This window comes from Leuconostoc citreum (genome assembly GCF_004354555.1).
In the GTDB taxonomy this organism is placed as follows: Bacteria; Bacillota; Bacilli; order Lactobacillales; family Lactobacillaceae; genus Leuconostoc; species Leuconostoc citreum.
In genome coordinates, this window is the sequence record NZ_PUFH01000005.1 from 118,668 (window position 1) to 142,870 (window position 24,203).

At 39.0% G+C, this 24,203-nt stretch carries 22 protein-coding genes; all 22 read left to right on the plus strand.

Features of this window, described 5'->3' with window-relative positions:
- Positions 1–141: 141 nt before the first annotated feature.
- Positions 142–1,197: an ABC transporter ATP-binding protein gene (locus C5L21_RS04995; protein WP_004900803.1), complete on the plus strand. Its 1,056-nt coding sequence runs from the start codon at positions 142–144 to the stop codon at positions 1,195–1,197.
- 1 nt (position 1,198) lies between these two features.
- On the plus strand, positions 1,199–2,128 hold the full coding sequence (locus tag C5L21_RS05000) for a carbohydrate ABC transporter permease (RefSeq protein WP_040177004.1): 930 nt from the start codon (positions 1,199–1,201) through the stop codon (positions 2,126–2,128).
- A complete protein-coding gene (locus tag C5L21_RS05005) occupies positions 2,125–2,943 on the plus strand; it encodes a carbohydrate ABC transporter permease (RefSeq protein WP_004900797.1) in 819 nt (272 codons plus the stop codon). Before C5L21_RS05000 ends, C5L21_RS05005 begins: the two co-directional genes overlap by 4 nt.
- Before the next feature lie 2 nt (positions 2,944–2,945).
- Positions 2,946–4,295 carry an ABC transporter substrate-binding protein gene (locus C5L21_RS05010; protein WP_085699222.1) on the plus strand — a complete coding sequence of 450 codons (1,350 nt, stop codon included), beginning with the start codon at positions 2,946–2,948 and terminating at the stop codon, positions 4,293–4,295.
- Positions 4,292–5,023 carry a glycerophosphoryl diester phosphodiesterase gene (locus C5L21_RS05015; protein WP_004904637.1) on the plus strand — a complete coding sequence of 244 codons (732 nt, stop codon included), beginning with the start codon at positions 4,292–4,294 and terminating at the stop codon, positions 5,021–5,023. The genes C5L21_RS05010 and C5L21_RS05015 overlap by 4 nt, the downstream gene beginning before the upstream one ends.
- A 99-nt stretch (positions 5,024–5,122) precedes the next feature.
- A complete protein-coding gene (locus tag C5L21_RS05020) occupies positions 5,123–6,439 on the plus strand; it encodes a bifunctional folylpolyglutamate synthase/dihydrofolate synthase (RefSeq protein WP_133286131.1) in 1,317 nt (438 codons plus the stop codon).
- A 105-nt stretch (positions 6,440–6,544) separates the two neighbouring features.
- Complete coding sequence (locus C5L21_RS05025) at positions 6,545–7,681, plus strand: tRNA dihydrouridine synthase (RefSeq protein ID WP_085699218.1); 1,137 nt, start codon at positions 6,545–6,547, stop codon at positions 7,679–7,681.
- A gap of 113 nt (positions 7,682–7,794) precedes the next feature.
- Complete coding sequence (locus C5L21_RS09560) at positions 7,795–8,196, plus strand: cation:proton antiporter (RefSeq protein ID WP_260167113.1); 402 nt, start codon at positions 7,795–7,797, stop codon at positions 8,194–8,196.
- On the plus strand, positions 8,126–8,944 hold the full coding sequence (locus C5L21_RS05030) for a cation:proton antiporter (RefSeq protein ID WP_260167112.1): 819 nt from the start codon (positions 8,126–8,128) through the stop codon (positions 8,942–8,944). The genes C5L21_RS09560 and C5L21_RS05030 overlap by 71 nt, the downstream gene beginning before the upstream one ends.
- A 44-nt stretch (positions 8,945–8,988) precedes the next feature.
- A complete protein-coding gene (murE, locus tag C5L21_RS05035) occupies positions 8,989–10,491 on the plus strand; it encodes a UDP-N-acetylmuramyl-tripeptide synthetase (RefSeq protein WP_170167811.1) in 1,503 nt (500 codons plus the stop codon).
- A 37-nt stretch (positions 10,492–10,528) separates the two neighbouring features.
- Positions 10,529–12,997 (plus strand): cation-translocating P-type ATPase, encoded by a 2,469-nt coding sequence (locus tag C5L21_RS05040; protein WP_133286132.1) that lies wholly within the window; start codon positions 10,529–10,531, stop codon positions 12,995–12,997.
- Between the two features lie 131 nt (positions 12,998–13,128).
- On the plus strand, positions 13,129–13,479 hold the full coding sequence (locus C5L21_RS05045) for a toxin-antitoxin system HicB family antitoxin (RefSeq protein WP_004907574.1): 351 nt from the start codon (positions 13,129–13,131) through the stop codon (positions 13,477–13,479).
- A gap of 32 nt (positions 13,480–13,511) precedes the next feature.
- Positions 13,512–14,330 (plus strand): SPFH domain-containing protein, encoded by an 819-nt coding sequence (locus C5L21_RS05050; RefSeq protein WP_004904628.1) that lies wholly within the window; start codon positions 13,512–13,514, stop codon positions 14,328–14,330.
- A gap of 315 nt (positions 14,331–14,645) precedes the next feature.
- The gene (gene coaBC, locus C5L21_RS05055; protein ID WP_085699214.1) at positions 14,646–15,836 is read left to right on the plus strand and encodes a bifunctional phosphopantothenoylcysteine decarboxylase/phosphopantothenate--cysteine ligase CoaBC; all 1,191 of its coding nucleotides are present in this window, start codon (positions 14,646–14,648) and stop codon (positions 15,834–15,836) included.
- A 124-nt stretch (positions 15,837–15,960) separates the two neighbouring features.
- A complete protein-coding gene (locus C5L21_RS05060) occupies positions 15,961–16,230 on the plus strand; it encodes a hypothetical protein (protein ID WP_036058373.1) in 270 nt (89 codons plus the stop codon).
- Between the two features lie 229 nt (positions 16,231–16,459).
- Entirely contained in the window at positions 16,460–18,151 is a 1,692-nt protein-coding gene (argS, locus tag C5L21_RS05065) for an arginine--tRNA ligase (protein WP_004900752.1), read from the plus strand.
- A 58-nt stretch (positions 18,152–18,209) separates the two neighbouring features.
- Positions 18,210–18,680, plus strand: coding sequence for an arginine repressor (locus tag C5L21_RS05070; protein WP_004900749.1), 471 nt, complete (start codon positions 18,210–18,212; stop codon positions 18,678–18,680).
- A 3-nt stretch (positions 18,681–18,683) separates the two neighbouring features.
- Positions 18,684–20,753: a PBP1A family penicillin-binding protein gene (locus tag C5L21_RS05075; RefSeq protein ID WP_004900747.1), complete on the plus strand. Its 2,070-nt coding sequence runs from the start codon at positions 18,684–18,686 to the stop codon at positions 20,751–20,753.
- 42 nt (positions 20,754–20,795) lie between these two features.
- Positions 20,796–21,152 (plus strand): YlbF family regulator, encoded by a 357-nt coding sequence (locus C5L21_RS05080; protein ID WP_004900744.1) that lies wholly within the window; start codon positions 20,796–20,798, stop codon positions 21,150–21,152.
- Between the two features lie 43 nt (positions 21,153–21,195).
- The gene (gene lepB / locus C5L21_RS05085) at positions 21,196–21,828 is read left to right on the plus strand and encodes a signal peptidase I (protein ID WP_004904622.1); all 633 of its coding nucleotides are present in this window, start codon (positions 21,196–21,198) and stop codon (positions 21,826–21,828) included.
- A gap of 177 nt (positions 21,829–22,005) precedes the next feature.
- The gene (locus tag C5L21_RS05090; RefSeq protein WP_085699213.1) at positions 22,006–22,917 is read left to right on the plus strand and encodes an aspartate carbamoyltransferase catalytic subunit; all 912 of its coding nucleotides are present in this window, start codon (positions 22,006–22,008) and stop codon (positions 22,915–22,917) included.
- Positions 22,904–24,172 carry a dihydroorotase gene (locus tag C5L21_RS05095; RefSeq protein ID WP_133286133.1) on the plus strand — a complete coding sequence of 423 codons (1,269 nt, stop codon included), beginning with the start codon at positions 22,904–22,906 and terminating at the stop codon, positions 24,170–24,172. The genes C5L21_RS05090 and C5L21_RS05095 overlap by 14 nt, the downstream gene beginning before the upstream one ends.
- Positions 24,173–24,203: the final 31 nt, after the last annotated feature.

Genomic DNA, 24,203 nt, shown 5'->3' on the forward strand with positions numbered 1-24,203 from the left:
CAAAAGCCAAGATAATATGATCTTGGCTTTTCTTATGCCTATAAATTCTTTACGTTTATTTACGTATTCATCACAACTATAAGGTTATTTTTTTGACATGCTATTGATAGGATGAAGTCATGGGTAAAGGTAGGAATAATAATGATTGAATTACAACATATCAAAAAGCGCTACACAGAACAAGATGAAGCAGTGATAAAAGATGTTACTGTATCTATTACGCCGGGTGAATTTTTTGTCATGGTTGGGCCTTCGGGTTCAGGAAAATCCACAATTCTTAGAATGATTGCTGGATTAGAAAGCATTACAGGTGGCGAATTATTGATTGATGGTGAACGAATGAATGATTTACCACCAAAATCAAGGCATTTATCAATGGTATTTCAAAATTATGCACTCTATCCCAACATGACGGTCTCTGAAAATATCGTTTTTGGTTTAAAATCACGCAAAGTTGATCGGGCGACGCAATTTCAACGGTTGTCTGATGCTTTAACAATGGTTGATTTGACTGATTTTTCGTCACGGTACCCACGTGAATTGTCGGGTGGGCAACGACAACGTGTTGCTTTGGCGAGAAGTATCGTTTCAGGCGCGGACATTATTTTAATGGACGAGCCACTCTCTAACCTTGATGCGCAATTACGTGAAAGTATGCGTTATGAAATAAAAGCATTGCAACGCAAGTTGGGAATAACAGTGATTTACGTGACCCATGATCAAACCGAGGCGATGACAATGGGTGATCGCGTGATGATTTTGAATGATGGAATCGTGCAGCAAATTGGGACGCCGATACAGCTCTATCAGGTCCCTGAAAATACTTTTGTTGCTAAGTTTTTTGGCACACCAAAAATGAATGTGATTCCTGGTGTCACAGATTGGCAAAACCACGGGGTCGCAATTAATACACCTTTTGATCCAGATGCCTTGGTTGGAATCAGGCCACAAGCAGCCCACGTAAATCAAGAAAATAAAGATGATTTGGCAATATCATTATGGCTCGCCAGTATGACCTATATTGGTTCGGATACATTGCTCTTTGGTACAATTAATAATCGCGATGAAACGGTACAATTTAAAATCAAAGGTATGGCAAACTTGTCACCACAGCAATATGTGACAATTTATGTGTCGCGTGAGGACCTATATTACTTTGATTTAGCAGGACAAGCGTTAGCTACTGTGGGGGTGTAACATGGATCATGCTTTTTCTTCAGCAAATCATGCAGTTGTGAAACATACGCAACTGCAGCAAAAGCTAAAGACACATTTAGCGGCTATGGGATTTATAGCACCATCAGCTATTTTTCTCGGTGTTTTTGTTTTTTATCCGCTAGTTAAAACTGTTTATTACAGTATGTTTTTAACCAATGCTTTAGGGCAGCCGGTTAAATTTATTGGCTTGTCAAATTACGGCACACTATTACAAGATAAGTTTTTTATGAAAAGCTTGCTGACAACGTTTATTTTCGTCTTCATGGTGACATTGTTAACAACAGTGAGTGCTTTGGCTTTAGCCATGGTGACAAGCAAACACTTAAAAGGCACGACGTTATTTCGGACATTTTTTGCTTCAACGATGGGCGTTTCTGTTTCAGTGGCCTCCGTGCTTTGGCTATTTATTTTTCAACCCACAACAGGTGTTTCTGACATGGTGTTAAATCTATTGCATTTACCACCGATTCATTGGTTAACTGATAACACTTGGTCTTTGTTTGCAGTGATTTTAACCGTAGTTTGGATGAATTTAGGCTTTTCATTTTTGGCACTGACTGGTGCTTTAGAAAATGTTGCCACACCATTATATGAAGTAGCTGACATTGAAGGGGTGACAACGTGGCATAAATTTTATCACATTACATTACCGCAAATTAGCCCGACATTATTCTTTGTGGGCACGGTTACAATGATTAATGCCTTCCAAACCTTTGGGCAAGTTGACCTATTGACTAAAGGGGGACCAAATAATAGTACCAATTTAATTGTGTACCAAATATATAAAGATGCCTTTGTTAACCTTAACGTTGGTAAAGCATCAACCGAATCAATTGTTTTGGCGCTTTTAATTGCGCTGGTAACGATTGCACAATTTAAATTGACTGAAAAGCGGGTAATGTATCAATGATTATAACAAGCAATGAAAAGATATGGCGTTATGTACTGATGATAGGTTTATCTTTGGTATTATTAATCCCCTTAATTGTTGGCGTATGGGTGTCATTGTTACCAAACAATGCTATTTTAACGGGTCATTATTTTACGAGTCAATTCACAATTGACAACTATATACAAGCAATAACTGCAACACCTATTTTACGATATCTACTGAACTCGCTGCTAGTTTCAGCTATAGTAATGGTTGGTCAAGTTGTTTTCTCAGTATTAGCAGCTTATGCCTTTGTTTTTATTCCGTTCAAAGGGAAGCAAATTATATTTTATGCTTTCATTGGAACGATGATGTTACCATTTGAATCACAACTCATTCCAAACTTTCAAACACTACGTTGGTTGGGTATTTTGAACAATTATGCCGCCTTAGCAATTCCTTTCTTTGCTTCAGCATTTGGTACGTTTTTATTACGTCAAACTTTCATGCAAGTGCCATTGGCGCTTAGAGAATCAGCAGCAATTGAAGGGGTTGGGCACTTTCGATTCTTATATCATGCAGTGATACCTTACGCTAAAACAAGTTTGTTTACTTTAGCAGCTTATTCGTTCTTGACCACTTGGAATATGTATTTATGGCCCTTGATTACAAGTTATAGTGACAATGTTCGCACGGCCCAAATTGGGTTACGACAGTTACAAGCCACAGAAGCTGTTAATTCTTGGGGACTAATTATGGCAAGTGCTATTTTGATTATGGTGCCTAGTCTCGTAGTTTTGCTGCTCTCGCAGAGAGCGTTCAAATCTGGTTTGCTTGATGGGGCGGTAAAGTAGTTATGAAGAAAAAGTATGTTATGAGTTTAATAGCTATTGTGTTGATGATTAGTATCGTGCTGCTTGGCATGAGCCGATTGTCAAGACCGGTTAGTGCAAATCAGCGCACGACAATTGTTTTTTGGCATTCGATGGGTGGTAAACCAGCCGATGCGCTTAAAAAATTAGTTGCGAAATACAACGCATCACAAACAAAGTACACAGTCGTGCCACAATATCAGGGTGCCTATACTGAATCACTTCCAAAATATATTAACGTCGCTAATTCATCCGCAGCACCAGCAATTGTACAAGCACAAGAAATTGCAACCAGCACGATGTTGTCAACTAAAAGTACAGAACCAGTCAGTCGCTTACTAGATTCTCAAGTCATTAATCAAATTGAGGATAATATTGCGCGCTACTACACTGTTGATAATCAATTGCAATCATTACCATTTAATTCATCCACACCGGTTTTGTATTATAATAAGAGTCTAGTCGAAAAATTAGGATTAAAACCTTTGCCTGAAGATCCTAGTTATCAGGATATTTTAAATTTGGCGCAAGCGATAACGGAAAAAACAAATCATCAAACTAAGGGCATGACGATTGAAGCTTATGGGTGGCTTTTCGAAGAATTAACAGCAAACCAGAATCAGTTGCTAGCGAACCATGATAATGGCCGTGAATCTGGTCAATATGCAACAAAAATTAATATTAATACCCCAGCTGCTCGACGTCTGATGACCTTTATGAAACAAGCAATTCAAGATAAATCTTTTGTGAGTTATGGTTCTGGTGATATTGCCGAGGCTAATCAACAAACGGCATTCTTAGCTGGTAAGTTGGGGATGTTCATGCAATCATCAGCTTCTACCGGTGACTTACAAGCTAATGCAAAATTTAAGTTAGGGGTAACTTATGTCCCACATGCAGATGATATCGCACGTAATGGCCTAACATTGGGTGGCGCTTCCTTGTGGGTGAATAAGCATCAAACAACTGCTACTAAAGAAGGTGTGACTGATTTTCTAAAATTTATGTCATCAGCCCAATCACAGGCACAGTGGCAGCTGGCAACAGGTTATCTAGCGGTCAATAAGAACGCAAAAGCGTTACCACAAGTAACATCAGCGATTGCTAAAGACTCTAATTTGGGTGTTGCTACAAAACAGCTAGAAACCAGTAAAAAGAATTCAGTCACTGCTGGGCCACTTGTGCCAATATTACCCATTGAACGTACGAATGTTGAGACGGCAATGCAATCGATTGTCAATGGCGCTGATATTGAAAAAAGTTTACAGACTGCTGAAGATGCGACAAATAAAGCATTGGCATCCTATAATTCGGCAAATCACATGCAGAAATGAGAGAAAAATTTATGATAAAAATTGCACATCGTGGCGTCTCAGCGCAAGCGCCAGAAAATACGCGTGCAGCCTTTGAAAAAATGTTACCTTTGGACATTACTTGGTTAGAAACTGATATTGACATCACATCGGACGGTCAGCTTGTTCTTATTCATGATGCTAGCGTGAATCGAACATCGAATGGTAATGGCAAAGTCAATCGTAACACCTTACAAGGCCTCCAAAAACTCGATTTTGGCGAGTGGTTTAGCCCAGTTTACCAAGGACAACAGATTGTCACGTTAGATTGGTTAATTGACTTTGTTAATCTGCATCAACTCAATGTCAACTTTGAATTAAAAACGGATGTGCAAGGGGAACAACAGAACTTTTATTTAATGCGAATTCATAAAGCCTTTCTGCGATTAAATCCAAATTGTCAGATTATTGTTTCAAGCTTCAATGTGCCACTGTTAAAAAAATTTCACGCGCTAATGCCAAAAGTTGCCACGGGATTACTAGTAGATGGGCCAATTACTGATAGCCATCTTGAACAGGCACAAGCTGTTGATGCAGCCTATATTCATCCGGATGTCTCATTTTTAACGCAAGAACAGGCCAGAATACTAATGAACAAAGGTTTTAAATTAAATGTTTGGACAGTTAATGATCCAAAAACAATGGCAAGATTAAACGAATGGGGAATCAATGCTGCCTTTACAGATTTCCCCGCAGGCGTAACGGTTTAAACAACCGTTTTTTTGTGGTTAAATTATGATTTTTTGCATACATTTTTGTTGGCGACATGTGCTAAAATAGGTTTCAGAGAAAATGTCGGAGGGGACATCTTGGATAAATCTGTAGATAAGCGCATTGAAGCGCGTTATAAGAACGTTATTAGGCATTTAGATAAGACGTGGCATATTTTAGATGATACGCGTGTGCCATTGTTGAAAAACGTTTTATCATGGTTAGCACACCCCGACCGAGACTTAAAAATAATTCATGTGGCAGGGACCAATGGTAAGAGTTCAACAGTTGCAATGATGACGGCTATTTTTCAAGCTAATGGGTATACTTGTGGTCATTTTTCAAGTCCTTCAATTCTTTCTGAACGTGAGCAGATAGGAATTAATAATACGTTGATTACGCCAAAAGATTTTTTGCGTTATTACGATGAAGTTGTCAAATGTCTCAAGCAACACGGTTTGAATTTTGATCAATTAACTTATTTTGAATATTTTACGCTTATTTCATTATTGTATTTTAAGGCCGAACACGTTGATTTTGTTATGTTTGAGGCTGGGTTGGGTGGCTTACGTGATGCGACTAATGCCATCGATGCGCCATTGATGGCAGTATTTACTAAAATCAGTTTAGATCATCAAAATATTATCGGTCGTAATTTAACGGAAATTGCCGAAGATGAATCCGCCATTATTAAAAAAGGCACAGTTGTCATTAATTACGCCGGACAGGATATGACGGTTAGTCGTGTTTTGAAGCAACGGACGGTAACAGTTGGTGCAACGTTGTTCGAACATACTCCTGATCAAATTATTATTGCCAATACCACCCCAGCTGGCATGGATTTAATTATTAACGGACAATCAGGTTATTTTTTGAGTATGTCAGGCGCATTTCAGGCACATAATTTTAGTATTGTGTTGCAAATTAAAGCAGCGCTAATGACCATGGGGTATGATTTTACACCTGAAAAATCACGTGATGGTTTGGCCAATGTTTCAATGTTGGGCCGTATGAACTATCATGCAGATTCAAATATTCTTTTTGATGCTGCACATAATGTTGATGGTATGAATGGTTTGGTTTCGGCGTTGAATGCTTGGCATTTAAAAATTAAACCGACACTTATTCTAGGTGTTTTAAAAGACAAAGATTATCATGAAATGTTAGATATTATTGTGCCAGTGGTGCAACGTGTGATTACTGTGACACCGAATAACAAAACGCGCGCTTTGCATGCTGAAGAGCTAGCAGCCGAGATTATTGCTAGTTATCCCAATGTTGATGTTGAGATTGCTAGCGATGCGACAGCTGCCATTTCACTGGCTATGCGTGTTCGTGAATCGTCTCAAGCTTTAATTGTTGTTACCGGTTCGTTTTACACGCTGAGTGCACTACAAAAAGATAGTCGTATTTAATGTGTGAAGATAAATAATCTCCGTGAACTTTGGCCTAATCAGATGACAGCACCATCTAAAATATGATATGATGGAATTTACTTACATTATACAAGGAGATGTCGCATGACGCTTAGTACCCAACAAGATTCATTTTGGGATGAGATTGTAAAACAAACACAAGCCAAAAACACAACATCTGATAAACAACCATTTTTTAGTTTAGCACCAATGGAAGCTGTCACGGATACTATTTTCCGTCGAGTAGTAGCACAAGCTGGGCCACCAGATGTTTACTATACTGAATTTACGAATGCCAGTTCAATGGTGCATCCAAAAGCCAAGTTTTCAGTTCAAGGGCGACTTGCTGTTGCTGAAAATGAGGCACAACCGGTAGCCCAAATTTGGGGTTCACGGCCAGAAGATATCGCGGGTGCTGCAAAAATACTACCAACCATGGGATATCGTGCTGTTGATATTAATATGGGTTGCCCTGATGCAACCGTGATTAAAAATGGGGCTGGTTCAGATTTGATTCGTCATGATGATTTAGCTGAAAAAATTATTTCAGCTGCGAAGGCATCAGGGTTACCCGTTTCAGTTAAAACACGATTGGGTTTCTATCATGCCGAAGAATTTCATGATTGGTTACCCATTATTTTACGTCAAAATGTGGCAGTCTTAACTGTCCATCTCCGTTCACGAAAAGAAATGTCCAAAGCACCAGCGCATGTTGAGTATATTGATGAGATACTGGCTATGCGGGATAAGTTGGCTCCAAAAACACTCATTCAGATTAATGGCGATATCAAAACACGGGCAGAGGGCCTAGCTTTGGCTAAGATACACCCAGGCATTGATGGGATTATGATTGGTCGTGGTATTTTTGAAAATCCTTATGCTTTTGAGAAAATTCCTAGGCAGCACACACTAGAAGAATCAATCGCTTTATTGAAGCGACAACTTGATTTGTTTGACGATGTCAACGCTAATGTGACACCTAAGCATTTTGAAGCCCTGAAACGGTATTTTAAAATATATCTTCGTGGATTTGCTCATGCGTCGTCACTACGTCAATTATTGATGGAGACGCATTCAACGACAGAAGTACGTCAGATTTTGACACGTGAATTAGCAAGAGTCTACGAAGCCGTTGCATCTGATCAACATATTTATCGTGACAACGCCGCAGCGATTGCTGACATGGCGATGGCAACAGCTGAGAAGCATCAAAGCGCAGCTGACCATAAAAACAATAGTTAATAATATCAAACTGGTTAAGCTTAGACTTAAGGCGAACGTATGTGGGGGAGCAGCGTTTACTTTTAGGATAAGCTTTTTTTATTTACAAAAAATCAAAGTAGGGATAGTAACAAATGACAATTTATCAGAATTTAATTATCTTGTTTATAGCGACCATTATTTTTGGTTGGGGCGCCCATCGTTTCGGTATGCCTATCGTAGTTGGCCAGTTGTTGGCTGGCATCATCATTGGACCCAGTGTCTTCAAACTTGTGTCAATTTCGCACGAATTGAATAGTATCGCAGAAATAGGTGTATTACTCTTGATGTTCATTGTTGGTATCGAAACAGATATCAAGCAACTGCTATCACACATTAAAACCTCATTAACTGTTGCACTTTTAGGGGCACTATTACCCCTAGGCACTTTTTTTCTTGCTGGCACAAATATTTCATTACAATACGGTGCAATCAATATTTTGGGGTATCGTTTTTTCTGCGACGTCAGTCTCGATTACTGCCGAGGTCTTGAGTGAGTATAATCAACTAAAAACTAAATCTGGTGTGACCATTTTGGGTGCTGCTGTTGGCGATGACATATTGGCTGTGCTAATATTAACAGGATTTATGTCATCATTTGGTTTGAAAAATCAAGGCACAGTAGGTGTACCTCAACAGTTAATGATAGCGATCTTATTTTTTATTTTATTTTGGTTATTTAGTCGCTACATTTTACCTAAAATTGTTCAATACTTGTGGCAAACAAAATTACCAGCGATTGCTGGATTAATTGGTGTATTACTTGCCATTACTGCGGGCTATTTTGCTGAAAAAGCCGGTGTTTCAGCGGTAGTTGGTGCTTTTTTTGCCGGCGTAGCGCTTGCTCGTGCTAATCAAGCAAAGCAAATCATGGCGCACACGATGACTATCGGGTATGGCTTCTTTATACCAATTTTCTTTGCCAGTATTGGTTTGAAAATGACGCTAACAGGCTTAGGTGATAAGTGGTTTCTTTTGATAATTATGACAATTGCGGCGATTGTAACGAAATGGGCTGGGTCAAGTTTAGGTGCTAAAATAACAGGTATGAGCACATATGAATCTCACATCATCGGACTAGGCATGGTTTCTCGTGGCGAAATGGCACTAATTATTGCTGATATTGGCTTAAGTACGCATCTTATTACAAATGGCGACTATTCTGAATTGGCAGTAGTTATTTTAGCAAGTACACTGTTTGCGCCAATAGCGTTACGCCGTAGCCTATTGAAGTCATCTAAATGACAGTTCTGTCTGACACAACTGTCATTTTTTTGTATAATAATATTATGAAACTAACAAGTAAAACAATTGAACAACTGTTGTCTTCTCACAATTTATTAGTGTCTCAACCAGTAACATATCATGAATTTTCATTTTTACATTATGATACACGCCAAGTTGAGCCGGAAACGTTATTTGTGGTAAAAGGGGCTTTTCGACCAGAGTATCTAGAAAATGCTCAAGGGATTACTGGTATCGTATCAGAGAGCCAATTACCAGTTGATTTGCCACAGTGGCAGGTTACTAATGTGCAGAAAGCCTTATCGCTTTTATCAATGGCTTTCTTTGATTATCCCCAAAAGAAACTGTGGATTGGAGCCTTCACTGGGACAAAGGGGAAAACGACTGCTGCTTACATGACTTATAATATCTTAAAAGCAGCAACAGACAACCATACTGCACTTTTTTCGACAGTCGATCGTATTACTGGACCAAAGGCCAGTGATCGCAAAAAATCTGATTTAACAACCCCCGAATCGTACGAATTGTTTAAGGATATGCGACGTGTTGTAGATAACGGTATGACACACTTGATAATGGAAGTGAGTTCACAAGCCTATTTGAAACAGCGTGTGTATGGCTTGCGATATCAAGTGGGTGCTTTTTTAAATATTTCGCCCGATCATATCGGACCAAATGAACATCCCAACTTTGAAGATTATTTAGCCCACAAATTGATGTTATTTGATCATTCAGACAAAGTAATTGTGAACGCTGAGAGTGATCACTTGTCTGAAATTATGACACATGCAAAAAAGGGTCATGATAAGATTTATACATATAGTAATGCCGAAAAGGGCGGAGAATATACGTTTACGTCCCAAAGTAGCGCAATTCATGAAAGTCAACTGACTGTACAAGCAAGTGATTTATCGGAAATGGCAGGAGCTTATCGTTTGAACTTGCCCGGTGATTTTAACGAATCCAATGCATTAGCCGCGTTAATTATGGCGGCATTAGCAGGTGCCAAACATGAGGCTATGGTTAAGGGGTTAGATACTGTATTTATTCCAGGGCGGATGTTAAGCCTACCAATACCGAATCACGGTGTCGCATTTGTTGATTATGCGCATAATTATGCCTCAATGCATGCCTTATTAAAATTTGCCCAAAGTCAGTATCCTGATGGGAAAGTCATCGTTGTTGTCGGTTCACCAGGAAATAAAGGCGTGTCCCGACGAGCAGATTTTGGTCGTGTCGTTTCTGAGCTCGCCGATGTCGTTTACCTGACTGCAGATGATCCGCAATTTGAATCACCCAAAACTATTGCTGATGAAATTGCTGCACATATTAACAATCCAAAGTTGGATGTTCACTTTGAAATGGATCGAATAGCTGCAATTAATCAAGCCTTGTTAGCAGCCCGTGATAATGATATTGTCATTGTTGCTGGTAAAGGTGAAGACCCATACCAAAAAGTTAACGGTGTAGATGAACCTTATATTGGGGATTATGCCGTTGTTAAAAATTTTGTGGCAACGCATCAAGGGTCATTGACTATCAATTAATATTTAATCTGATAACACACTCGAAAAGGAATAATGAATGACTAAACAACCAGATATCACCAAACAACCATTCGTTGATGATAGGCTTGATACATCAGTAGACTATCAAGAGGGGTTAACACAACAACAAGTTGCTGACAGGCTACGTGCTGGACAATCTAACAAAGTAGGTAAAAATCAATCTAAAACTTATGCGGCAATTATTCGAGAAAATACACTGACCTTTTTTAACCTGATTTTTTTGGTATTAGCGTTGCTTTTAGCCTTTGTGCAATCCTATAAAAATCTTTCGTTTGTGCCAGTTGTTCTAATTAATATTTTGATCGGTGTTTTTCAAGAAGTACGTGCCAAAAAAGTATTAGACAATCTTAATGTGCTAGATACAACAACGGTTTCGGCTGTGAGAGAAGGTCAAGAAGTTCAGTTAGAAGTAGACGAACTTGTGATTAACGATGTTGTATTATTTCGGGCTGGCACTCAAATTATGGCTGATGCGGTTGTGTTAAATGGCGAAATTCAAGTGAATGAGGCCTTACTAACCGGTGAGTCTGATGAAATTACTAAACGTGTTGGAGACAAATTGTTATCCGGTAGTTTTGTGGTGTCTGGTCGTTGTTATGGTGAACTGGAAAAAGTAGGGGAAGCGTCATATATTTCGAAACTGACTAGTCAAGCTAAAAAGATTAAAAATAGCGAACAATCAGAAATGGTGATATCAATTAATCGGTTCATTAAATGGGTTGGTATCATTATTGTTCCTGTTGGCTTAATTCTTTTTTATCAAAGTTACATATTGAATAATGTCTCACTTGAACAAAGTATTACCACTATGGTTGCCGCCTTAATTGGTATGATTCCAGAGGGCCTTTACTTATTGACGACAATTTCATTAGCTATGGGGGCTGCCCGTTTGGCTAAGCAAAAAGTATTATTACACAATATGAAGAGTATTGAGACACTAGCGCGTGTTGATGTACTTTGTGTCGATAAAACTGGGACAATCACTGAGAATAAAATGACAGTAGCCCATTTTGTACCTTTAGCAGGTCAGTCAAAATCGGAATCGGATTTGAGCCAGCTAGTATCCGATTTTGCTCAAACTATGGCAGCCGATAACGATACGATGGTGGCGATTAAAGAGAAGTTTAATCAGGCATCAGATCGTCAAGCTACCTCGTATACAACTTTCTCATCAGTTGAAAAATTTAGTAGTGTTACCTTTGGCGATGATACATTCGTATTGGGGGCACCAGAAGTTTTGCTTAAAGATCAGTATGATGAGTACAAGCAAGCCATTACACAATATTCTGAACAAGGTCTGCGTGTGTTAATATTTGGCCAACATAATGGGGTAATAAAAAACCGTCAATTGACCAGTGCTGTGACGCCTTTAGCCTTAATTGTTATTGCTAATCCTGTTAGAGAAAACGCGAAAGAAACTTTTCAGTATTTTGCCAAGCAAGATGTGGCAATCAAAGTCATTTCTGGTGACAATCCGTTAACAGTGAGTTACACAGCAAAGCAAGCGGGTATTAGTGGTGCTGAGAATTATGTTGATGCTCGAACGCTAAACAGTTTAGAAAGTATGGACGATGCATTAAAAAAATTCACCGTTTTTGGTCGTGTCACGCCAGAACAAAAAGAGCAATTTGTTGATATTCTGAAAGATAACGGCAAGACAGTTGCCATGACAGGCGATGGTGTGAATGATATTTTGGCTATGAAAAAAGCAGATTGTAGTATTGCTATGGCTTCTGGTAATGATGCCACAGCTAAGGCCGCACAAGTAGTGTTATTGGAATCTGATTTTTCAAAGATGCCACAGGTTGTCTTGGAAGGTCGTCAAATAGTTAACAATATTGAACGCTCGGCGAGCTTGTTCTTGGTTAAAAACATTTTTTCATTATTGATGTCAGTATTTGCTATACTGCTATCAGCTACTTATCCGCTTAATCCCTTACAAATAACATTGATTAGCTTGTTCACCATTGGCTTACCATCATTTTTGTTAACATTAGAAAAAAATAATGAAAAAATAAAAGGACACTTTATGACAAACGTCTTTAGTAAAGCTGCACCTGGTGGTATTACAGATATGGTGGTTGTGGGAATTTTAGTAATTTGCGGAACATTGTTTAAATTAAGTACAGCAGATGTTTCAACGGCTGCAACCTTATTATTAATTGTTGTTGGCTTCTTTGTTCTCTATAAAATTTCGACACCAATGAATGCCTTTCGTCAAAAAGTATTTTTTAGTTGTCTTGCAGGCATGATTATTGTCGGTTTCACGTTTAGTAAATTTTTCTCACTCACACGAATTGATTCCGTCTCATTGTTATTATTAGTGATTCTCTTCGTTGTTTCAAAATCTATTTTCCAATCCTTATCGCAGTTGATTGAAAGATTTGCTTTATATTCGCAACAATTTGATCGTGCCAAGCTGAGTCAACCACGCTACTTTATCCAAACTGTAGCAAACTTTTTTAGAAAAGATAGCAATAAATAGCGATTTGACATTAAAAATCGAAGCGCAACAGGAAGCCTCGTCACGTTCTGTTGCTTTTTTATTTGGATGATTTGAAAAAAATTATTAGACTATTGCTCGATTTATATTTTTAATTGTGATATCATTAAGATATGATAAAAAACAGTGAAAATATTCACAAAAAATCAGGGAACATTCCGCTCAGAATTGATCCGGAACTTCACGAAGTTTTAGCTAAACACGCGAGTCAGGAAGGACGTTCGTTAAATAATTATTTAACGAAATTGTTAGAGGAGGGTGTCCGTCCAAAGTCGTTTGAAGACAGACAGTTTGTTGGTCATGTGATATCAGGGGACAATTTTGATTTAGATAATCGTTTGGTGAAAATTTCGGGAATTTATTATCGATATCTGATTGATAATGCTTCAGTTGTTAATAAGGAAAAGTCGTATGCAGTTATTGAGGCAAACGGTAATATTTTAACCTTAAGAGAACTAAAATAATACAGTCAGATTGATTACAAAGGGAGAGTAATATGTTATTTTTTAGAATTGTGCCTCAAAACAATGCGGGGCTAGTCGAAACATTGGGAAAGTACAGTCGTCGTTGCGAAGCCGGCTTACATTTTTATGTACCTTTTTTCCAAACAATACGTAAAGTGAGTCTAGCTATGAGACCTTTGCGTTTACCCGATTATTCAGTTATCACGGCGGATAATGCAGATATTAAAGCTAGTGTGACACTCAATTATCATGTGACGGATGCTATCAAATACATGTACGAAAATACTGATTCTGTTGAATCGATGGCACAATTAGTTCGCGGACATCTTCGCGATATTATAGGACGTATGGAATTAAATGAGGCATTAGGCTCAACAACTAAAATTAACGTTCAATTAGCCGATGCTATCGGCGATTTAACTAATACCTATGGTATTAATGTTGATCGTATAAATATTGATGAATTACGACCTTCTGTATCTATTCAAGAAGCGATGGATAAGCAGCTAACAGCTGATCGTGAACGAGTAGCAACAATTGCTAAAGCGGAAGGTGAGGCGCGTTCAATTGAATTGACTACTAAGGCTAAAAATGATGCGCTAATGGCCACTGCTAAGGCTGAAGCTGATGCCACTAAAACCCGCGCAGATGCTGAGCGTTATCGTATTGATACTGTGCAGTCGGGATTGGCCGGTGCAGATGATAAGTACTTCCAGAATCAGTCGATTAATGCTTTCACCACATTAGCGGAATCATCAGCTAATATGATTGTTGTGGATGGTAAACAAATGGATAAGTTGGGTCAACTGCCCATCGTTGGCAAATTATTAGATAAGGGTTTTAAATCCTGAAATATTTGTTGAAACGCCAAAAATGTCCTCATTGGATGACGAATTGATATAATAGATAAATAAACCATTTCGGTTTATTTGGTACGTGGCAAACCGTTTAAAGTACCTCAATCGTTTTAACTGTGGACAAGATTGTCACCCTTTATGCTTGACTTCAAGTTTAACAGCATCTAATTAAATATCATCACATCGTTAAGTGACCATTCGTCCCTTAACGATTTTTTCGATAGGCAATTATCTTGTTGATATGGTACAATGCGTTTTGAAACGTGAGACCGTTTCGTGTCTCAAATGCTACTAGTATAGGATAAAAAAATGTTTAAAAATAAAAATATTTTAATTGTTGTTTCCGGCAGTGTGGCAGCGTACAAATCGGCTACACTAGTTAGATTGTTAATCAAAATGGGTGCACATGTCAGAGTGTCTATGACACATGCCGCACAAGAGTTTATACCTAGCAAAACAATGGCCATTTTATCAGGACATGATGTTTTAACTGATTTGTTTGCTGGACAAGGGGCCGATGTTGTGCATATTGCGTGGGCCAAATGGGCTGAGGTGATATTTGTTGTACCGGCAACGGCAAATATTATTGGAAAACTGGCAAACGGTATTGCAGATGATGCACCGACAGCAACAGTTATGGCATCGGCAGCTGAAAAGATTGTCATACCAGCAATGAATGATGTGATGTATAATAATCCTGCTGTGCAACGTAATATTGAGCACTTATCCTCAGATGGTTGGCTATTAATTGAACCCAGTATTGGCTTTTTAGCCGAAGGCTATGAGGCCAAAGGCCGTTTGCCAGAACCAGACATGATTTTATCAGAAGCGGCCATTCGCTTGCAGTCAAAAAACGGGTTACTGCATGGTAAAAAAGTCATTATTACAGCTGGTAGTACGCGTGAGGCATTGGATCCAGTACGTTATATCACCAATCGCTCAAGTGGTAAGATGGGCTTTGCGTTGGCTCAAGCTGCTGCTGAACAAGGGGCACATGTGACACTGATTACAACTGTGACTAAGCCAGCTATTTATGGTGTTAATCAAATTCTTGTTTCTTCAACGCAAGAAATGTTTGATGCCGCGATAGCCGCATTTGAGACAGCGGATATCTTTATTGGTGCAGCAGCCGTATCAGACTTTAGGCCTGAAAAAACAGATCATCATAAAATTAAAAAAACTGGGGATAGCGGACTGACACTAAAGTTAGTGCAAAATCCTGACATTTTAAAGACAATAGGCCAACATAAAACGCACAGTCAAATTGTTGTGGGTTTTGCTGCAGAAACGCAAAATGTTGAAGCTTACGGTGCCGATAAATTAGTTACAAAAAACGCTGACATGCTGATTGCAAATGATGTTAGTCGGTCAGATATCGGTTTTTCATCTGATGACAACAGTGTGACAATCTTGACCCGAGATAAGCAGCCTGAGTTTTTAGATAGAGCACCCAAAATAACCATTGCACGTCACATTATCTCTCGTATTGTAACATTGTGATTCGTGCGGTTTTGTGTTAAAATTGGTTGTTATACATTGATTACAGGAGGAAAAGTAGACGTGCTTAATGTGACTCGTGTTGGCTAACAACTGGGGCAGTTAAGCAATGTGTACACTGACAACAATGGCAGACGAAGAAGAAAATAAGGCATCAAAATATCACGTTGGGGATATTTTGTTAGCACCGGCTTATGGGAATTTAGAAAAACCATTTACTGGCCAAGTAGAAAAAGTATATGAAAATGCACTATTGGTTGAAATAACGGAAAACGATTTAGGCGACCAACCGGCAGTCAATGAAATGAACCACCGTGCTGTAGTTCGTATGGACGAAATTGAAGTAATTAAGCATGCACCAGTACCGGAGCGTGCGGAAGCGGATGAAGAAGAGTAAAGATGTTTCAAAAAATCATGTTTAGCGAGCCTGAGTTGGTGAAAGTCAGGCCATGATTGAGGCGGCGCGTACTCAGAATCCAAAGTATAAATATCGAGTGGCGTAAGCTATTAGAGTGGTACCGCGGGTTTATCTCGTCTCTTGTTAATTGTTAACGAGGGGCGATTTTTATATGAATCAATTTAAAATAAGGTATAATAGGAACTAATTAAAAAAGGAATATGACCACATGACTGATAATAAAAGCATTATTACATCATTATCACAAGTTTTACCAGACATCCCAGTAGCGGAAATTGCAGCAAAATTAGAATCACCAAAATCATCCGATTTGGGTGACGTTGCTTTTCCAACATTTACATTGGCTAAATTGTTACGTCAAGCACCACAGCAGATTGCTAGCGACATAGTAAACCGTATTGACCAAAGTGACTTCGAAAAAGTTGTGGCAACAGGACCTTATGTGAATTTTTTCTTAGACAAAAAAATGACGTCTCAAGCAACATTGAAAACAATTTTAACCCAAGGTGCTGCATTTGGTGATAACAATGATGGTGATGGCGCAAATGTCACAATTGATATGTCATCTCCTAATATTGCAAAACCAATGTCTATGGGACATTTACGATCAACTGTTATTGGTAATGCTTTGGCTAATATTACTGCTAAAAATGGTTATCATCCAATCAAAATCAATCATTTGGGTGATTGGGGAACGCAATTCGGTAAGCTAATTTACGCTTATAAAACTTGGGGTACTGAAGCTGAAGTCAAAGCAGATCCAATCGCAACGCTTTTGCGTTATTATGTTGAATTCCATGAAAAAGCAAAAATTGATGATAGCTTAAATGATGCTGGGCGTGCCTGGTTTAAAAAGTTAGAAGACGGTGACGAAGAAGCACATCAGCTGTGGACCTGGTTCCGTGCGGAGTCATTAAAAGAATTTACTGAAATCTATGATCGTCTTGAAATTAGTTTTGATTCGTTCAATGGCGAAGCTTTCTACAACGATAAAATGGATAAAGTCGTTGATATGCTCGCTGAAAAGTCATTACTAGTTGAATCACAGGGGGCACAGATTGTTGATTTATCTGATATTAACCCTAATTTGACACCAGCAATGATCAAGCGTACAGATGGTGCAACCCTATATATGACACGTGATCTGGCTGCTGCCGTTTACCGTAAGGAAACATATAATTTTGCTAAGTCACTCTACGTTGTTGGTGGTGAGCAACGTGAACATTTTGTTCAAATGAAGGCAGTATTATCACTGATGGGATTTGATTGGGCGGATGATGTTGAACACATTGCTTTTGGTTTAATTACGTTCAATGGTAAGAAAATGTCAACCCGTAAAGGAGATGTTGTCTTATTAAAAGATGTCTTAAACGATGCCCATGACCTAGCTCTGAAACAAATTCAAGAAAAAAATCCAGATCTAGCTGATAAAGCAACAGTGGCCGAACAAGTAGGGGCCGGCGCAGTTGTTTTCCATGACTTAATGAATGATCGTACTAATAACTTTGACTTTAATCTCGAAGAAGTTGTCCGCTTTGAGGGCGATACTGGCCCTTATGTTCAATATACAAATGCACGAGCTAAGTCAATTTTGCGCAAAGCCAATACAGCCGTGTCAGTAGATGAACTCAATCTTGATGACACAGCAACTTGGGACATTATAACAACGTTAAATCAATTCCCAACGATTGTACAACGTGCTTGGCAACAACGCGAAGCAAGTATTATTGCCAAGTATGCGTTGTCATTGTCACGCGCATTTAATAAATATTATGCAAATTCAAAAATTTTATTGCCAGATGACCAACTCAACGCGCGTTTGGCATTAGTAAAAGCGGTGACGATAATTTTATCAGAAAGTCTACGTCTACTTGGTGTAAAAGCACCTGAAGAAATGTAAGACGCATAAGCAGTTAAACATTATAAAACGTGGTGCTTGTGCAGTGAGGAAAAGATAAATGATTTCAAAGCAACAAAGGCAAGCATTGATACTTGATATTATCCAAAAACAGTCCATCACAAGTCAAGAAGCGCTATTAACGGAATTGCAGCGTCATCATGTTATGACGACACAAACTACAGTGTCTCGTGATATACGTGCACTGGGTATTGTGCGCATTAAAGATGTGAATGGCGAATTAAGATATCAACAATTACAAGATCAAACGACTATACCTGATTTGGCCGTTACTGCGAGTGCAGTGGATGAAGCTATAAAGGAATACGCTGTTTTTATACAACAAGTACAGTTTATGACCATTATTAAAACAACCGATTCAACTGGTAATGCATTAGCAGGAGTGATTGATGATGCTGATTTACCAGAAGTAATTGCGACGTTAGCTGGATTTGATACAATATATGTTACAACACCAGATGACAAAAGTGCAGCTGCTTTAACGGCACGTTGGTCAGCATTGATAGGATAATCTATGAATTGGTTAAAAAATAGTGTCACAAAACTAAAGGAAAAAATCCGGCCGATTGCTAAGCGCTGGCAGTTTTGGCGCTTACTAATAGTATTGTGTTTAAGTTTGTTTTTGGTGATGAGTGTCTATTTTGTGGTCTTAGCAAAAACTGCTCATGTCAAAAATTTACAAGCTACTTTAGCACAAACAACTACGGTTTATGATGATTCTGGGGCAAAAGCTGGAGAGTTGTATTCTCAAAAAGGCACGTACGTGAGCTATGATAAAATTTCTCAGAATATGCGTGATGCTGTTATTTCCAGTGAAGATCGTAATTTCTATCATGAATACGGTTTCTCAATTAAAGGCATTGTGCGTGCAGCGCTACTTAACTTAAAAAACAAAGTGATGGGTTCCTCTGCTATTGCTGGTGGTGGTTCAACGTTAACACAGCAGTTGGTTAAGAATGCCTATTTAACACAAGAGCAAACCATTACACGTAAGGCGAAAGAAATCTTTTTGTCGATGCAGGTTGAGCAAGATTATACTAAGAATCAAATCTTAACCATGTATTTGAATAATGCATGGTTTGGACATGGTGTTTGGGGTGTTGAAGATGCAGCGCAAAAGTATTTTGGCGTACATGCCAGTGAATTAACAACTTCGCAAGCTGCGACTTTGACAGCGATGTTGCCTAGTCCAGCGCTATATAATCCTATTGATCATCCGCAAGCATCGATTAATAGACGAAACGTTGTGTTAGGCACAATGCTTGAAAACAAGAAGTTGACGTCGGCGCAACTCAAATCAGCGCAAGCGGCGCCGATGAACCTAAATGACACGTATGATAATACCAATAACTATAAATATCCTTGGTTCTTTGATGCTGTAATTAATGAAGCAATCAAGACTTACGGTTTAACTGAAGGTGATGTAATGAATCGTGGTTATAAGATTTACACAACCTTAAATCAGCAGGATCAAGCTAACCTTCAGGCCGATTTCAATAATCCGGGGATGTTTAACTACAATACAGATGCGCAAGCAGCCAGTGTGGTGCTTAATGCTAAAAATGGTGGTGTTCGTGCAATTGTCGGAGCACGCGAAAAGAATCACACTTTCCGAGGCTTTAACTATGCGACACAGTCAAAGCTGCAACCTGGCTCGGCAATTAAACCGATTGCCGTTTATGCACCGGCGTTAGAACGTGGTTACAGCATTGATGAATTATTACCAAATACGACGCGGACTTTTGGTACAAGCAACAAAGAAATTCATAACGCATTGAATGTGCAAACTGAGGATGTCCCAATGTATTCAGCCCTGGAGCATTCTTACAATGTACCAGCTGTCTATTTACTCAATAAAATGGGTGTTAATGCTGGTTTCACCAGCACACGAAAATTCGGTTTGCCGCTCTCAGACAAAGATAAAAGTTTAGCGTTAGCTTTAGGTGGTTTAACAGACGGCGTGTCACCTATGCAGATGGCTCAAGCTTATACGGCTTTTGCCAATGATGGTGTTATGAGTCAGACGCATTTAATTACTAAGATTGTTGATGCAACAGGCAAAGTCATTGTGGCACAACCAAAAGCAACACAGACACGTGTCATAAGTTCACGTGTAGCAGATAATATGACACGGATGATGCTGGGCACTTATACTAATGGGACTGGTTTAGGGGCTGCGCCGGCCGGATTTACTATTGCTGGAAAAACAGGAACAACGGAAAATCCTAACGATACTGAGAATGCGCAGTCATCTAAAGATTCTTGGGCTATGGCTTACACAAAAGATGTTGTGCAGGCAACTTGGATGGGATTAGACGATAATAGCAAGAACAATAGTCTACCTTTGGGTCTAACGGCGACAATGGGCCCATTGGTGAAAACCTCTCTAGAACAAATTCTACCAAATACACCAGGTACTAATTTTAGCGTCACAAATCCTAATCAGCCTGTTAAAAATAAACAATCTGGTAATAGCATGGATTGGTCAAATATTGTTTCTGACTTTTCAAATGGGGTGGATAAAGCAGTTGACGGTGCGAATAAAACATGGCACACTATTAAAGGACTATTTGGTGGTAATTAGTTGTTGGTTACTTCATAATAAGAAAGATAAAGAGGAAAAAACATGACAGTTAATATTTACGATAATGCTAATGAAATGGCATCAGTTTTAAAAGAAACAGAACAATACACAGCTTGGCAAAATGCCTTTAATGCAATTCAAGCAGATGAAGAGGCCAAGCAATTATTTACTAAATTTCAGAGTGTTCAAGTGGCTGTTCAACAAATGATGCAGTCACAGCAGCAACCATCCGCTGATCAAGAAAAAGAGTGGGATGCTATTGCAGCAGATGTTCAAAAAAATGAGCTTATCACGGCTTTGTTATCGACAGAACAAGCATTAAACACATTATTGACAGAAATTAACGATATTGTAACCAAGCCAGTTGCCGATGCGTATGCTAAGTTGCGTCAGAAGTAAGTAGACATAATGCCTTTAAAGTTTTTATGAAAGAAGAATGACTATGCAAAATGGTTTCTTACGCTTTATAAAAGAATGGGTTATTCCTATCGGTGTGACACTCGTTATTGTGTTGTTAGTGCGAACCTACTTATTTACACTTGTGCGTGTTAGTGGGCCGTCAATGATGCCTAATCTACAAGATAAAGAATTTGTTATATTGAGTAAAATTTCCAAATATAAGCGTGGCGATGTGATTGTCTTTGATGCCCGTCAAGAGGATCCACGGTTTAACTCAAATGATAAAGACTATGTCAAACGCATTATTGGTGTACCCGGCGATACTGTATCATACAAGAACTCTAACTTGTATGTTAACGGTAAAGTTGTCAATCAGAATTATATTGGCATTGATGAGCGTACCCAAGGAACAGAAATGTCGTTTGGCAGTGAGTGGTCACTAAAAACGTTATCAGCAACTGATTTGTGGCAGAAAAAAGATCAACATCATACAAAAGTGCCAGCAGGTGAATACTTTGTAATGGGAGATCACCGGTCTGTATCTAATGATGGGCGATACTTTGGCTTTGTAGATGCTAAACATGTCACGGGTAAAGTGATTGTGCCATTTTGGAATTCAGATAAAAATGCTAAAAAAAGCGTGAATGAGCAAGATAAGCACTTTTTTGCTAATTGAGTTTGCATAACTGCTTAAAAAATGATAATATATTGAAAACAGTAAAACCTTTAATTAAGTCCAGAGAGACTTACAAGGCTTTTAGATACTCGGGGCAAAGTCTATACTTTGGCCGTAATTTTCTAGAAACGCGTAAGTCGAAATGGCTTACGCGTTTTTTGTATAAAAAGGAGTATTATGCGACATTTTTTGAATATAAATGCAATAGAACTTGATGACGTGCTAGACTTAGTACATCGTGCATTAGCTATTAAAGCTGGTAGATCGGTAATACAGTCAAATTTAACGGTTACAAATCTATTTTTTGAAAATTCAACGCGCACGCATAGTAGTTTTCAAATGGCAGAAAATAGATTAGGGTATCAACAAATTGATATCGATCCGCAACAGAGTTCAATGTCTAAAGGTGAGAGTCTCACAGATACATTAAAAACGTTAAAAGCCATTGGGGTAGATGTTGCAGTCATTCGACATACAGTAAATAATTGGTATGATCAAGTGCTAACAGCGACAGGACATGAGATACCACACTTGATTAATGCCGGTGATGGGAGCGGCCAACATCCATCACAAAGTTTATTAGATTTAGTAACAATCTATGAACAGTTTAATCATTTTGCTGGTTTAAATATTCGCATTGTTGGGGACTTGGCCCATTCACGTGTGGCGAGGTCTAATGCAGAAATTTTGCATCATTTAGGGGCTAATATGACATTTTCAGGGCCAAAAGATTGGCAACCAAATGATTTTGGAAAATTTGGTCAATTTGTCGCTATTGATGATGATTGGGAAAACTTAGACGTTGTCATTTTCCTACGTGTGCAACATGAACGTATTACACAAACGGAAAATCAGAATTTTTCTACCAAGCAATATCATGAACAGTTCGGACTTAATCGGGCTCGTTACGAGCGACTAAAGGCAGCGGCAATCATTATGCATCCAGCCCCAGTTAATCGTGATGTAGAAATTGCTGATGAATTAGTCGAAGCACCAAAATCTCGAATCTTTGAACAGATGAATAATGGTGTTTATGCACGTATGGCAATACTAGAATATACAACGGAGGCTACATATGCAACGCATTAAGCAAGCAAAAATTTTAATTGATGGTGAACTTGTTACACGAGATGTTTTAATTGACGGGAAAACAATTACTCGGGTCGCTGAACATATTGAAAGTGACGTAGAGACGATTGATGCTAAAGGTGCTTTTTTATCGGCTGGACTGGTTGATGTACATGTTCACTTTCGCGAGCCTGGATTTGAATACAAAGAAACAATTGCCACTGGCTCAGCGGCAGCCGCTCGTGGTGGCTTTACAACAGTGATTGCAATGCCAAATTTAAATCCTGTACCTGATACACCGGCACGTTTAGCGAAACAAATTGCATTAAATCAAAGTAGTGCTGCTGTACACGTTGCACAATACGGTGCGGTTTCGAGTGATTTAACAGCAACGGCCATCTCAGATATTGTTGGTATGTCTCAAGAAGGTGCGGCTGCATTTAGTAATGATGGAAAAGGGGTACAAACGGCAGATACAATGTTACAGGCTATGCAGGCTGCTGCCAAGGTTAACAAACCATTAGTCGCTCATTTAGAAGATGATTCATTACTACATGGTGGTGTGATGAATGCGGGTGCGCAGGCCGAAAAAATTGGTTTCCCCGGAATTACAGGATTAGCTGAAAGTTCACAATTAGCTCGTGATTTGGTTTTGGCTAAAGCTACTGGGGTTCATTATCATGTTGCGCATATCTCGACAAAGGCATCGGTGGATTTGGTTCGCATTGCCAAGCAGCAAGGTGTCAAGGTCACAGCTGAAGTATCTCCGCACCACTTGTTATTAGCTGATACGGCAATTACATCTGATAATGCACTGTTCAAAATGAATCCGCCACTGCGCTCTCAAGAAGATAGACAAGCAGTTCTAGCTGGATTAATCGATGGTACGATTGACATGGTTGCCACAGATCATGCACCGCATGGCATGGTAGAAAAGGCGCAATCATTTAAACTAGCACCATTCGGTATTACGGGGATTGAAACTAGTTTCCAACTGCTATATACCAAGCTTGTAAAGACTGGCATAATCACTTTAGCAACTTTAATAGAGCGCATGCTGATTGCACCGGTGAATGCCTTCAATTTAGAGGCGCCGGTAAGCGTAACTGTCGGTGCGACTGCCGACCTCGTATTGTTTGATTTAGCACATAAAGACACCATCTCAGCAGACGAATTTGTTTCTCTTGGTAAGAACACGCCATTCATTGGTTGGGAAGTCTATGGTAAAACACTGATGACTTGGGTAGATGGCAATCTTGTTTACCAAGCAAATTAATGAAATAGCATAAATAGGAGTAGCGGCATAA